Source organism: Pseudomonas sp. ZL2 (assembly GCF_054788455.1).
Window position 1 is genome coordinate 40,328 of the sequence record NZ_JBGOGX010000015.1, and the last position, 13,742, is coordinate 54,069.

The following is a 13,742-nucleotide window of genomic DNA, read 5'->3' on the forward strand; positions in this document are numbered from 1 at the left end:
TTTTCACCTCCCGCAGCCCGCGTCCTGTGCGGGCTCGCGCCTGACCAGACGAACGGTCATGGCGAACTTCATGTACAAGCGGCCTTGACCTCCCCGATTACGAACTATCCTTAAGCCCAGGCCATCCAAAAAGGGGAGAGCCGGTACACCGGCGTGCGGGTCATCGGTAGCGAGTTCTAGGTGTTCTGGGGGGTATACAGCAATTGGCAGTGCCGATTGCATGCCAGCATCAGCTGACTGATCCGGCGTCGGCTCCACGTATCGAGCGAGGTGACGTCATGAGTATTTTTAGCCACTTCCAACAACGTTTCGAGTCCACCCGTCAGGAAGAACTTTCGCTGCAAGAGTACCTTGAGCTCTGCAAAAGCGATCGCAGCGCTTACGCGTCGGCGGCCGAACGCCTGTTGATGGCCATCGGTGAGCCAGAACTGGTCGACACCTCGAACAACTCAAGGCTGTCGCGCATCTTCTCCAACAAGGTGATCCGCCGCTATCCGGCCTTTGAAGACTTCCATGGCATGGAAGAATGCATCGACCAGATCGTGTCCTATTTCCGCCATGCCGCCCAGGGCCTGGAAGAGAAGAAACAAATCCTCTATCTGCTCGGCCCGGTAGGTGGCGGCAAGTCTTCCCTGGCCGAAAAGCTCAAACAACTGATGGAGAAGGTGCCCTTCTATGCCATCAAGGGCTCGCCGGTATTCGAGTCGCCCTTGGGGCTGTTCAACGCTACCGAAGACGGCGCCATTCTCGAAGAAGACTTCGGCATCCCGCGGCGCTACCTGAACACCATCATGTCGCCCTGGGCGACCAAGCGACTGGCCGAATTCGGGGGCGATATCAGCCAGTTCAAGGTAGTCAAACTCTACCCGTCGATCCTCAACCAGATCGCCGTGGCCAAGACCGAACCGGGTGACGAGAACAACCAGGATATTTCCGCTCTGGTGGGTAAGGTCGATATCCGCAAACTGGAGGAATACCCACAGAACGACGCCGACGCCTACAGCTACTCGGGCGCATTGTGCCGGGCCAACCAGGGCCTGATGGAATTCGTCGAGATGTTCAAGGCGCCGATCAAGGTCCTGCACCCGTTGCTGACGGCCACCCAGGAAGGCAACTACAACAGCACCGAAGGCCTCGGTGCGATCCCCTACTCCGGGATCCTGCTGGCCCACTCCAACGAATCGGAATGGCACAGCTTCCGCAACAACAAGAACAACGAAGCCTTCATCGACCGGATCTACATCGTCAAGGTGCCGTACTGCCTGCGGGTCAGCGACGAAATCAAGATCTACGACAAGCTGCTGTTCAACAGCTCGCTGGCCAAAGCCCATTGCGCCCCCGACACCCTGAAGATGCTGGCGCAGTTCACCGTGCTGTCGCGGCTCAAAGAACCGGAAAACTCGAACATTTACTCAAAAATGCGCGTGTATGACGGCGAAAACCTCAAGGATACCGATCCCAAGGCCAAGTCGATCCAGGAGTACCGCGACGCGGCCGGGGTGGACGAAGGCATGAACGGCCTGTCGACCCGCTTTGCCTTCAAGATCCTCTCCAAGGTGTTCAACTTCGACCCCCATGAGATTGCCGCCAACCCGGTACACCTGCTGTATGTACTGGAACAGCAGATCGAACAGGAACAATTCCCCGCCGAAGTGCGTGAACGCTACCTGCGCTATCTGAAGGAATACCTGGCACCACGCTACATCGAGTTCATCGGCAAGGAAATCCAGACCGCTTACCTGGAGTCCTACAGCGAATACGGGCAGAACATCTTCGACCGCTACGTGCTGTATGCCGACTTCTGGATCCAGGACCAGGAGTACCGCGACCCGGAAACTGGCGAGATCCTTAACCGCATCGCCCTCAACGAAGAGCTGGAGAAGATCGAGAAGCCGGCCGGCATCAGCAATCCGAAGGATTTCCGCAACGAGATCGTCAACTTCGTGTTGCGCGCCCGGGCCAACAACAACGGCAAGAACCCGACCTGGCTCAGCTACGAAAAACTGCGGGTGGTGATCGAGAAGAAAATGTTCTCCAACACCGAAGACCTGTTGCCGGTCATCAGCTTCAACGCCAAGGCCAGCAAAGAGGATCAACAGAAACACAACGACTTCGTCACCCGAATGGTGGAACGCGGCTACACAGACAAGCAAGTTCGGCTGCTCTCGGAATGGTACCTGCGGGTCAGGAAATCGCAATAAGCGGCAAGCGGCAAGCTGTCAGCTGCAAGCCGCGCACGTATGTCGAATGCGTGCCGTGCTTGCGGGGACAGCGGTGATCCAACTTGAAGCTTGAAGCTTACAGCTTGCAGCTACCGCCTACTCCCGGAGGGGCCTATGAGCTATGTGATCGACCGACGCCTGAACGGCAAGAACAAGAGCACGGTCAACCGCCAGCGCTTTTTGCGGCGTTACCGTGACCACATCAAGAAGGCCGTCGAGGAGGCAGTGAGCCGGCGCTCCATCACCGACATGGAGCATGGCGAGCAGATCAGCATTCCCGGTCGCGACATCGACGAGCCGGTGTTGCACCATGGCCGTGGCGGCAAGCAAACGGTTGTGCACCCAGGCAACAAGGAGTTCACTGCTGGCGAGCGTATCGCCCGTCCGCAAGGGGGCGGGGGTGGCGGTGGCCGTGGCAAGGCCGGCAACTCAGGCGAAGGCATGGACGAGTTCGTCTTCCAGATCACCCAGGAAGAATTTCTCGAGTTCATGTTCGAAGACCTCGAACTGCCCAACCTGGTCAAACGGCACCTGACCGGCACCGACACCTTCAAAACCGTGCGCGCCGGTATCAGCAACGAAGGCAACCCGTCGCGCATCAACATTATCCGCACCCTGCGTTCGGCCCATGCCCGGCGCATCGCCCTGTCCGGCAGCAGCCGGGCAAAGCTACGTGAAGCCCAGGAGGAACTGGCGCGACTCAAACGAGAAGAACCAGACAACTTCGGCGATATTCAGGAAATTGAAGTAGAAATAGAGCGACTGAGTGCGCGCATCCATCGCGTGCCGTTCCTCGACACCTTCGACCTCAAGTACAACCTGCTGGTCAAGCAACCCAACCCCAGCTCCAAGGCGGTGATGTTCTGCCTGATGGACGTTTCCGGTTCCATGACCCAGGCCACCAAGGACATTGCCAAGCGCTTCTTCATCCTCCTGTACCTGTTTCTCAAGCGAAACTACGACAAGATCGAAGTGGTGTTCATCCGCCACCACACCAGCGCCCGCGAAGTGGACGAAGAGGAGTTTTTCTATTCCCGGGAAACCGGCGGCACCATCGTCTCCAGCGCCCTGAAGCTGATGCAGGAGATCATGGCTGAACGCTACCCGGCCAATGAATGGAACATCTACGCGGCCCAGGCCTCGGACGGTGACAACTGGAACGACGATTCGCCGATCTGCCGCGAGATCCTCACCAATCAGATCATGCCGTTCGTCCAGTATTACACTTACGTTGAGATCACCCCTCGCGAACATCAGGCATTGTGGTACGAGTATGAGCGTATCGGCGAAGCCTATGCCGATACGTTCGCCCAGCAGCAGCTGGTGTCGGCCGGCGATATCTATCCGGTCTTCCGTGAACTCTTCCAGCGCAGGTTAGTGACATGACCGCTAGAGAGCAGAAGCGCCATCCCATTTCTACCGGGTCCGAATGGACATTCGAACTGATCCAGGCCTATGACCGGGAAATTAGCCGCCTGGCCGAGCGCTATGCCCTGGACACCTACCCCAACCAGATCGAGGTGATCACCGCCGAGCAGATGATGGACGCCTACGCCTCCGTCGGCATGCCCCTGGGCTATCACCACTGGTCCTACGGCAAGCACTTCCTCAGCACTGAAAAGTCTTATAGCCGCGGTCAGATGGGCCTGGCCTACGAAATCGTGATCAATTCCGACCCCTGCATCGCCTACCTGATGGAAGAAAACACCATCTGCATGCAGGCGCTGGTGGTCGCCCATGCCTGCTACGGGCACAACAGCTTCTTCAAGGGCAACTACCTGTTCCGTACCTGGACCGACGCCAGTTCGATCATCGATTACCTGGTGTTCGCCAAGCAGTACATCACCCAGTGTGAAGAGCGCCACGGCATCGATGCCGTGGAAGACCTGCTCGACTCCTGCCACGCCCTGATGAACTACGGCGTTGACCGCTACAAGCGGCCCTACCCTATCTCTGCCGAAGAAGAGCGGCGCCGGCAGAAGGAGCGCGAAGAACACCTGCAGAAACAGATCAACGACCTGTGGCGCACTATTCCCAAGGGCGCCGACAAGAATAGCGATCGCGACAACGCACGCTTCCCGGCCGAACCCCAGGAGAACATCCTCTACTTCATCGAGAAACACGCGCCATTGCTCGAGCCCTGGCAGCGTGAAATCGTGCGCATCGTGCGCAAGATCGCCCAGTACTTCTACCCGCAGCGCCAGACTCAGGTGATGAACGAAGGCTGGGCGACCTTCTGGCACTACACCCTGATGAACGACCTGTACGATGAAGGCCTGGTCACCGAAGGCTTCATGATGGAGTTCCTGCAGTCACACACCAGCGTGGTGTTCCAGCCCGGCTTCGACAGCCCCTACTACAGTGGCATCAACCCCTACGCCCTGGGTTTCGCCATGTACCGCGACATCCGCCGCATGTGCGAACACCCTACCGAAGAGGACCGCCGCTGGTTCCCCGACATCGCCGGCAGCGACTGGCTGTCGACCATCAAGTTCGCCATGAGCAGCTTCAAGGATGAAAGCTTCATTCTCCAGTACCTGTCACCCACGGTGATCCGCGACCTCAAGCTGTTCAGCATCCTCGATGACGACCAGCGCGAGGACCTGTTGGTGCCAGCCATCCATGACGAAAGTGGCTACCGGATCATCCGCGAGACCCTGGCCGCCCAGTACAACCTCGGCAACCGCGAACCCAACGTGCAGATCTGGAGCATCGACCGCCGTGGCGACCGCTCCCTGACCCTGCGTCACCAACAACACGACCGCAAACCCCTGGGCGACTCCACCGAAGAAGTTCTCAAGCACCTGCACCGCCTCTGGGGCTTTGATATCCACCTGGAAACCCTGCAGGGCGACCAGGTGATGAAAACCCACCACGTGCCGCCCAGAGGCGAGCACGGCGAAGCGGACTATGGTCGCCTGGACCTGGCTGTAGTGCACCTCTAGCACGCCCTCCGTTGCTGCCAGACAGGTTATCCTGTGGCATCAACGGAGGTTCTACATGCAGATCTACAAAGTCGGCGGCGCCGTACGCGACCGCCTGCTCGGCAGGCCGGTCAGTGATATCGACTGGGTCGTGGTCGGCGCCACGGCGGAACAAATGCAAAACTTGGGTTATCGCCCGGTAGGGGCGGATTTCCCGGTGTTCCTGCACCCCAAAAGCGGCGAGGAATACGCCCTGGCGCGCACCGAGCGCAAGAGCGGGCGCGGCTATGGCGGCTTCACTTTTCACGCCAGCCCCGAGGTCACCCTTGAAGAAGACCTGATCCGTCGCGACCTGACCATCAATGCCATGGCCGAAGATGACCAGGGCAATGTCTGCGATCCGTATAACGGCAAAAGGGATCTAGAAGCCCGCATCTTGCGTCATGTATCCCCGGCGTTCGCCGAAGATCCATTGCGCGTGCTGCGCGTTGCCCGCTTTGCTGCGCGGTATGCCGGCTTGGGGTTTACCGTGGCCCCGGAAACCATTGAGCTGATGCGCGAACTCAGCGAATCAGGCGAGCTGCAGGCCCTGACCGCCGAGCGCAGCTGGAAGGAAATCGCCCGGGCACTGATGGAAGATCAACCCCGGGTGTTCATCCAGGTGCTGCGCGATTGCGGCGCCCTCAAGCAGCTGATGCCTGAACTCAATGCGCTGTTCGGTGTGCCGCAGCCTGAGGCTCATCACCCGGAAATCGACAGCGGTATCCACACCCTCTCGGTGCTCGAACAAGCCGCCCTGCACCAACAGCCCCTGAGCGTGCGCTGGGCCTGTTTGCTGCATGACCTGGGCAAGGGCCTTACCCCTGAAGAGGAATGGCCGCGACACATCGCTCACGAGCAACGCGGGCTGAAATTGATCAAGGCGGTGAACCAGCGCTTCAAGGCCCCCCGCGAGTGCCAGGAGCTGGCTTTGCTGGTGGGTGAGTACCACACACACTGTCATCGGGCGCTGGAGCTGCGGGCCTCGACCTTGCTGGAATTGCTGCAAAGCTTCGATGTGTACCGTCGGCCACAGCGATTCGAGGAATTCATCGCTGCGTGCGAGATGGACGCCCGGGGCCGCAAAGGGCTGGAGCAACGTGAATATCCACAGGCGGACTATCTGCGCGGCGCGGCAGCGGCGGCGCGAGCGGTGCAGGTGCAGCCACTGGTGCAGAGGGGCCTGGCCGGGCAGGCGCTGGGCGAGGCGCTCAAGGGCGAGCGGCTGAAGGCGTTGAAGGCGTACAAGGACGGCGCCAAGCCGTAATGCGTGTCGCCTTCATCGCTGGCAAGCCAGCTCCCACAGGGCCTGCCTACACTGGACCTTGTGGGAGCTGGCTTGCCAGCGATGGGGTCAAAACCTGGTTAGCTGCTGCCCACGCCACTCGAAGGGCACCGGCGCGAGCACTTGCTCGATCTGCGCCTCGACCCACAGCTGGCCCATGGTTTTCCCGGCGCCCGGATGCATCAGCTCAGGCGCAATCAACGCCAGCGGCCACAACACAAATGCGTTCCTGAGGATCTCCGCCCGCGGCAACACCAGCCCGTCAAAGCTGCCATGCAGGTCGTTGTACATCAGCACATCGATATCCAGCGGCAGGCCCTTGCGCTCGGGGGCATAGCGGCCATTGTCGGCCTCGATGAACTTGAGCCGGCGGTCCAGCTCCATCAGTGGCAGCTCGGTCAGGCCGGTGACCACCAGATTGAAGAACGGTCCGCTCTTGATCCCCACCGCCTGACTCTCGAACACTGCCGAGCAACGCATGCCCGCAAGCATCCCGGCCAAGGCGTCGAGCCCGGCAGTCAGATGCCGTTCGCGCTCGATATTACTGCCCAGCCCGAGGTAAACCCTGTTCAGAGACATCCGCGCTCGATCTCCACGCCCACCCCACTGGCGGCAGGTACCGCGCCTGGCTTGGTCAGCTTCAGGCGTAACCAGGGGATCTGGAACTCGCTCATCAGCACCGCCGCCAGACGCTCGGCGAAGGTCTCTACCAACTGGAATTCGGACTGCTCGGCAAATGCCTGGATGCGCGCCGAGACGCTGGCGTAGTCCAGGGCTTTGGTCAGGTCGTCACCGGCTGCTGCGGGGCGATTGTCCCAGGCAAAACTCAGGTCCAGACGCAGGCACTGGCGAATTCCGCGCTCCCAGTCATAGGCGCCGATCACGGTATCGACTTCCAGCCCCTCGATGAACACTCTGTCCAAGCACTTCTCTCCACAGCACGACAAGGGCGCGTTGCGCCGTTAGAATCAGGGCGTCCTCGCCCGGAATGGTTAGCATGTTTTGGTTACTGGCGCTGTGCGCCTACCTGCTCGGCTCTCTGTCCTTTGCCATCGTCCTCAGCCGCCTCAATGGCAGCCCGGACCCGCGCATGAGCGGTTCAGGCAATGCCGGTGCAACCAACATGCTACGCCTGGCCGGCCGCAAACTGGCGGTCCTGACCCTGCTTGGCGACTTGTGCAAGGGCCTGGTGCCCGTGCTGATCGCCAATCTTGCTGGCCTCGACCTGCAACAACAGGCCTGGATCGGCGTGTGCGCGGTGATTGGCCATCTGTTCCCGGTGTACTTCCGCTTTCGCGGCGGCAAAGGCGTCGCCACCGCTGCCGGCATGCTGCTGGGGCTCTACCCGCCAGCCGCCTTGCTGGCCATCAGCGCGTGGCTGCTGACCTTCCTCCTGACCCGCACCAGCTCGCTGGCGGCCCTGGTGGCAACGCCCCTGACCTTGCCGTTACTAGCCTGGCGCGAACCGGAAGCGCTTTTGCCGATCAGCGTGCTGACAGTGCTGATCGTCTGGCGCCACCGCGGCAATCTACGCGACCTTTTCGCCGGACGCGAACGGCATTTCTGAATCCACTGCATGAGCAACGCTCAGCTTCACAGCGGCGCCAGCTGCTCCATCGGCCAGCGGGCCTGCACGCTGATCGCCAGGCTTTCCTGCTGCCCGGCAGCCAGACGCTGGCAGCCGGCATAGGCAATCATTGCGCCGTTATCGGTGCAAAACTGCGGCCGGGCGTAGTACACATTGCCCTTGATGCCGGCCAGCATGTCTTCCAGCGAAGCGCGCAAAGCCTTGTTGGCACTGACGCCGCCAGCGATCACCAGGCGCTTGAGGCCGGTCTGCTTCAGCGCACGCTTGCACTTGATGGTCAAAGTCTCCACCACCGCCTGCTGGAAGGCCAGCGACACGTCGCAACGAGTTTGTTCGCCGTCGTCTCCAGCACTCTGGCAGCGCTGCCAGGTGTTGAGGGCGAAGGTTTTCAAACCACTGAAGCTGAAATCAAGACCGGGGCGATCGGTCATCGGCCGCGGGAACACGAAGCGCCCAGGCACGCCCTGGGTCGCCAGGCGGGCGATCTCCGGGCCACCCGGGTAGTTCAGGCCCATCAGCTTGGCGGTCTTGTCGAAAGCTTCGCCAGCGGCGTCATCGAGGGTCTCGCCGAGCAGTTCGTAACGGCCGATACCATCGACCCGCACCAACTGGGTATGCCCGCCCGACACTAGCAAGGCGACGAACGGGAACTCCGGCGGCTGCTCTTCGAGCATCGGCGCGAGCAGATGGCCTTCCATGTGGTGTACGCCCAATGCCGGAATGCCCCAGGCAAAAGCCAGGGCCTGGGCACAGGAAGCGCCCACCAGCAGAGCGCCGACCAGGCCAGGGCCTGCGGTATAGGCGATGGCATCGATCTCGGTGGCGACGCAGTCGGCTTCGGCCAGCACCTGGCGGATCAACGGCAGCATGCGCTTGACGTGATCACGCGAGGCCAGCTCCGGCACTACCCCGCCATAAACGCGGTGCAGGTCGATCTGACTGAACAATGCATCGGCCAAAAGGCCGCGCTCACTGTCGTATAATGCGACGCCGGTTTCGTCGCAGGATGTTTCCAATCCCAGTACTAGCATGGGTCCGTGCCTTGTTGAGGCTGAATTCGAAGGCGCGCATGATAGTCCCCGCTCCCGACGCCGACCAGCGGTTTTCGATCAGAGGCTTTGCATTCCGGTCGGCTAAGGGTTAACATCCGCAACCCTTAAAAACCGACGTTCTCCAGCGCACATTTTTGCCACGAGTTCGTTGACCCCGGTAATGAATGAAGGTAGCTCTGGATGCCAGCCGTCAAAGTTAAAGAGAATGAACCCTTCGACGTAGCTCTGCGTCGTTTCAAGCGCTCCTGCGAAAAAGCCGGTGTTCTGGCTGAAGTTCGTAGCCGCGAATTTTACGAGAAGCCGACTTCTGAGCGTAAGCGCAAAGCAGCAGCCGCTGTTAAACGTCACGCCAAGAAAGTTCAGCGCGAACAGCGCCGCGCCGTTCGCCTGTACTAATACAGTCGTCCGTCGCAAGCTTCTGCCTCGCCCGGCCCAAAGCCGGGCTGCCGGCAGTCGTTGCTTGATCCTTTGGCCTTCGGGCCCAAGGCGTCCTGCTGCCCTGCAGCATGGACAACCTGCCTGAATCGTCAGAACTGGCCTCAACGCCAGCTGTGCACGTCCTTCCTGACGAGCCTTCACCGGCTGCAGACGAGCACGTCTTTCCGTATTTTGTGTTACGCCATTCGACATCGCTCGAACGCGCAGCCGTTCCCGCCGCATTAGCGATTACACTTGCTTATCGCCTGATGATGAGAGTGCCATGGCCGGGCTGATTCCCCAGAGTTTTATCGACGACCTGCTTAACCGTACCGACATCGTCGATGTGGTGAGTTCGCGTGTGCAGCTGAAAAAAGCTGGCAAGAACCTCACGGCCTGCTGCCCGTTCCACAAGGAAAAAACCCCGTCCTTCAGCGTCAGCCCCGACAAACAGTTCTATTACTGCTTTGGCTGCGGCGCGGGCGGCAACGCCCTTGGCTTTATCATGGACCACGACAACCTGGATTTCCCCCAGGCTGTCGAGGAACTGGCCAAGGCCGCCGGCATGGAGGTCCCCCGCGAAGAAAGCGGGCGCAGCCACAAACCCCGGCAACCGGTCGATTCACCCCTGTACCCGCTGCTTGAAGCCGCCGCCGACTTTTATCGCCAGGCGCTGCGCAGCCACCCGACACGCAAATCGGCCGTCGACTACCTCAAGGGCCGCGGCCTGTCCGGTGAGATCGCCCGCGATTTCGGCTTGGGCTTTGCTCCGCCAGGCTGGGACAACCTGTTCAAGCACCTGAGCAGCGATACCTTGCAGCAAAAGGCCATGATCGATGCCGGCCTGCTGGTCGAGAACGCCGAGTCCGGCAAGCGCTACGACCGCTTCCGTGACCGGGTGATGTTCCCGATCCGCGACAGCCGTGGCCGGGTCATTGCCTTCGGCGGCCGGGTGCTGGGCGACGACAAGCCCAAGTACCTGAACTCCCCGGAAACCCCGGTGTTCCACAAGGGCCAGGAGCTGTACGGGCTTTACGAGGCGCGCAAGTTCAACCGCAACCTCGATGAGATCATCGTGGTCGAAGGCTACATGGACGTCATCGCCCTCGCGCAGCAAGGCTTGCGCAATGCGGTGGCCACCCTGGGCACGGCCACCAGCGAAGAACACCTCAAGCGCCTGTTTCGCGTGGTGCCGAACGTGCTGTTCTGTTTCGACGGCGACCAGGCCGGCCGTAATGCTGCCTGGCGCGCCCTGGAAGCAACGCTTTCGAGCCTGCAGGATGGACGCAAGGCGCGTTTTCTGTTTTTACCCGAAGGCGAAGACCCGGACACCCTGGTACGCGCGGAAGGCACTGACGCCTTCCGCGCCCGCATAAACCAGCATGCACAGCCGCTGGCCGATTACTTTTTCCAGCAGTTGACCGAGGAAGCCGACCCGCGCTCGCTCGAGGGCAAGGCGCACATGGCCACCCTCGCTGCACCGTTGATCGAAAAAGTGCCCGGGGCCAACCTGCGTGCACTGATGCGCAATCGCCTCAAGGAAATCACCGGGCTGGACAACCAGCAGGTCGAACAACTGGCGCACAGTGCGCCGGCAGAAGCACCACCCAGTTACGACCCGGGCATCGATTACGACGCCATTCCCGACTACACGCCGGATTACGGCGATTTTCATCAGCCCGAGTACGCGCCAGCGCAACAGCAGTGGACGCCGAACAAGGGCGGCAAGAAAAAATGGGACGGCAAGCCCTGGGACAAGAAGGGCAAACCCTGGGAGCGCAATGGCCAGCGCCAGGATCCGCCGCCACGGGTACCGACCTCGGTAGAACCGCCGACCTTGAGCGCCCTGCGCACCCTGCTGCATCACCCGCAGCTGGCGAAAAAGGTCGAGGATGCCAGCCAATTGGCGGCCGAAGAACACGTCTACGCCCAGCTGCTGGTGGCCCTGCTGGAGGCGCTGCAGAAAAATCCTGAACTACGCTCACTACAGTTGATCGCCCGCTGGCACGGCACCGAACAAGGCCGCCTGCTCAGGGCTTTGGCAGAGAAGGAATGGCTGATCGATGCCGACAACCTTGAACAACAGTTTTTCGACACTATAACTAGCTTGTCCGCTCGCCAACGCGAGCGCAGCCTGGAACATCTGCTCAGGAAAGCACGTCAAAGTGACTTGAGCGCAGAGGAAAAAAATCAGCTGCGTGACCTGTTAAGCCGGAATGTTCCCGCACAAACCCCGACCTCAACTGGCGCGTGAGGTCCTAGCTCGGGTATAATCCTCGGCTTGTTTTTTGCCCGCCAAGACCTTCAGTGGATAGGGTGTTATGTCCGGAAAAGCGCAACAGCAGTCTCGCATCAAAGAGTTGATCACCCGCGGTCGTGAGCAGGGCTACCTGACTTACGCGGAGGTCAACGACCACCTGCCAGAGGATATTTCAGATCCGGAGCAGGTGGAAGACATCATCCGCATGATCAACGACATGGGGATCAACGTATTCGAGAGTGCTCCGGATGCGGATGCCCTTTTGTTGGCCGAAGCCGACACCGACGAAGCCGCAGCTGAAGAAGCCGCCGCAGCGTTGGCGGCTGTGGAAACCGATATTGGTCGCACGACTGACCCGGTGCGCATGTACATGCGTGAAATGGGTACCGTCGAGCTTCTGACCCGCGAAGGCGAAATCGAAATCGCCAAGCGGATCGAAGAAGGTATCCGTGAAGTCATGGGTGCTATCGCCCACTTCCCGGGTACTGTCGATCACATCCTCTCCGAGTACGATCGCGTCACCACCGAAGGTGGCCGCCTGTCCGACGTTCTCAGCGGCTACATCGACCCGGACGACGGCATTGCGCCGCCAGCCGAAGTGCCGCCGCCAGTCGACCCGAAAGCACCGGCCAAGGCCGAAGCTGACGACGAAGACGAAGAGAAGGAAGGTGACGAGGAAGAGGAAGAGACCGAAAGCGGTCCCGACCCGGTCATTGCACAGCAGCGCTTTGGTGCCGTTCAGGAACAACTGAACGCTACCCTCAAGGTACTGAAGAAGAACGGCCGCAGCCACAAGGACAGCATCAAGGCGATGCTCGACCTGGCTGAGCTGTTCATGCCGATCAAGCTGGTGCCCAAGCAGTTCGAAGCCCTGGTTGAGCGCGTTCGCAGTGCCCTGGATCGCCTGCGTCAGCAAGAACGCGCCATCATGCAGCTGTGCGTCCGTGACGCACGCATGCCACGCGCCGACTTCCTGCGCCTGTTCCCGAGCAACGAAACCGACCAGACCTGGAGCGGCGATCTTTCCAAGCGCAGCACCAAGTGGGCTGCAGCGCTGGGCGAGAAGAACGACGCTATCGTTGCTTGCCAGCAGAAGCTGATCGACCTCGAAAACGAAACCGGCCTGACCATCGCCGAGATCAAGGACATCAACCGTCGCATGTCGATCGGTGAAGCCAAGGCTCGTCGTGCCAAGAAGGAAATGGTCGAGGCCAACCTGCGTCTGGTTATCTCGATCGCCAAGAAGTACACCAACCGCGGCCTGCAATTCCTCGACCTGATCCAGGAAGGCAACATCGGCCTGATGAAGGCGGTGGACAAGTTCGAATACCGTCGTGGTTACAAGTTCTCGACCTATGCCACCTGGTGGATTCGCCAGGCGATCACCCGTTCGATCGCTGACCAGGCCCGCACCATCCGTATTCCGGTGCACATGATCGAGACGATCAACAAGCTCAACCGCATTTCCCGGCAGATGTTGCAGGAAATGGGTCGCGAACCGACCCCGGAAGAGCTGGGTGAACGCATGGAAATGCCTGAGGACAAGATCCGCAAGGTATTGAAGATCGCCAAAGAGCCGATCTCCATGGAAACCCCGATCGGTGACGACGAAGATTCGCACCTGGGTGACTTCATCGAGGACTCGACCATGCAGTCGCCAATCGATGTGGCCACGGTCGAAAGCCTCAAGGAAGCGACCCGTGACGTGCTCTCCGGTCTGACCGCTCGCGAAGCCAAGGTGCTGCGCATGCGTTTCGGTATCGACATGAACACCGATCACACCCTCGAAGAGGTCGGCAAACAGTTCGACGTGACCCGTGAACGGATCCGTCAGATTGAAGCCAAGGCGCTGCGCAAGCTGCGCCATCCGACGCGAAGCGAGCATCTGCGCTCCTTCCTCGACGAGTGATGACAAACCCCGGCCCAGGCCGGGGTTTTTCTTTTCCGGCGAACGG

11 protein-coding genes are annotated in these 13,742 nt (G+C 60.4%); 8 read left to right on the forward strand and 3 right to left on the reverse strand.

Going from position 1 to position 13,742, the window contains the following annotated elements; genetic code table 11:
- The first annotated feature begins 278 nt into the window (after positions 1-278).
- The 4 genes from ABM562_RS13035 (at position 279) to ABM562_RS13050 (ending at position 6,452) form a co-directional block, all read left to right on the forward strand.
- Positions 279-2,201, forward strand: coding sequence for a PrkA family serine protein kinase (locus ABM562_RS13035; RefSeq protein ID WP_028942155.1), 1,923 nt, complete (start codon positions 279-281; stop codon positions 2,199-2,201).
- A 135-nt stretch (positions 2,202-2,336) separates the two neighbouring features.
- Positions 2,337-3,608 carry a YeaH/YhbH family protein gene (locus ABM562_RS13040; RefSeq protein ID WP_460422257.1) on the forward strand — a complete coding sequence of 424 codons (1,272 nt, stop codon included), beginning with the start codon at positions 2,337-2,339 and terminating at the stop codon, positions 3,606-3,608.
- Positions 3,605-5,167, forward strand: coding sequence for a SpoVR family protein (locus ABM562_RS13045; protein ID WP_038998436.1), 1,563 nt, complete (start codon positions 3,605-3,607; stop codon positions 5,165-5,167). Before ABM562_RS13040 ends, ABM562_RS13045 begins: the two co-directional genes overlap by 4 nt.
- Positions 5,168-5,222: 55 nt before the next feature.
- Entirely contained in the window at positions 5,223-6,452 is a 1,230-nt protein-coding gene (locus ABM562_RS13050; protein ID WP_460422259.1) for a multifunctional CCA addition/repair protein, read from the forward strand.
- A gap of 87 nt (positions 6,453-6,539) precedes the next feature.
- Here ABM562_RS13050 and folK read toward each other — a convergent pair whose 3' ends face one another.
- Together folK and folB are read right to left on the reverse strand one after the other, a co-directional pair.
- Complete coding sequence (gene folK / locus ABM562_RS13055; protein WP_115085025.1) at positions 6,540-7,049, reverse strand: 2-amino-4-hydroxy-6-hydroxymethyldihydropteridine diphosphokinase; 510 nt, start codon at positions 7,047-7,049, stop codon at positions 6,540-6,542.
- Entirely contained in the window at positions 7,040-7,393 is a 354-nt protein-coding gene (gene folB, locus ABM562_RS13060) for a dihydroneopterin aldolase (RefSeq protein ID WP_115085024.1), read from the reverse strand. The genes folK and folB overlap by 10 nt, the downstream gene beginning before the upstream one ends.
- 74 nt (positions 7,394-7,467) lie before the next feature.
- On the opposite strand from folB, the gene plsY reads away from it, so the two are divergent.
- Complete coding sequence (gene plsY, locus ABM562_RS13065) at positions 7,468-8,037, forward strand: glycerol-3-phosphate 1-O-acyltransferase PlsY (protein ID WP_166675631.1); 570 nt, start codon at positions 7,468-7,470, stop codon at positions 8,035-8,037.
- A gap of 26 nt (positions 8,038-8,063) precedes the next feature.
- On the opposite strand, the gene tsaD is transcribed toward plsY, so the two are convergent.
- On the reverse strand, positions 8,064-9,089 hold the full coding sequence (gene tsaD / locus ABM562_RS13070; RefSeq protein WP_115085022.1) for a tRNA (adenosine(37)-N6)-threonylcarbamoyltransferase complex transferase subunit TsaD: 1,026 nt from the start codon (positions 9,087-9,089) through the stop codon (positions 8,064-8,066).
- Positions 9,090-9,290: 201 nt separating this feature from the next.
- Here tsaD and rpsU point away from each other — a divergent pair, with 201 nt between their 5' ends.
- From rpsU to rpoD, 3 genes are all read left to right on the forward strand, one after another.
- The gene (rpsU, locus tag ABM562_RS13075; RefSeq protein WP_002551877.1) at positions 9,291-9,506 is read left to right on the forward strand and encodes a 30S ribosomal protein S21; all 216 of its coding nucleotides are present in this window, start codon (positions 9,291-9,293) and stop codon (positions 9,504-9,506) included.
- 304 nt (positions 9,507-9,810) lie between these two features.
- Positions 9,811-11,781 carry a DNA primase gene (gene dnaG, locus ABM562_RS13080; protein WP_115085021.1) on the forward strand — a complete coding sequence of 657 codons (1,971 nt, stop codon included), beginning with the start codon at positions 9,811-9,813 and terminating at the stop codon, positions 11,779-11,781.
- A 67-nt stretch (positions 11,782-11,848) separates the two neighbouring features.
- Complete coding sequence (gene rpoD, locus ABM562_RS13085; protein ID WP_115085020.1) at positions 11,849-13,696, forward strand: RNA polymerase sigma factor RpoD; 1,848 nt, start codon at positions 11,849-11,851, stop codon at positions 13,694-13,696.
- Positions 13,697-13,742: the final 46 nt, after the last annotated feature.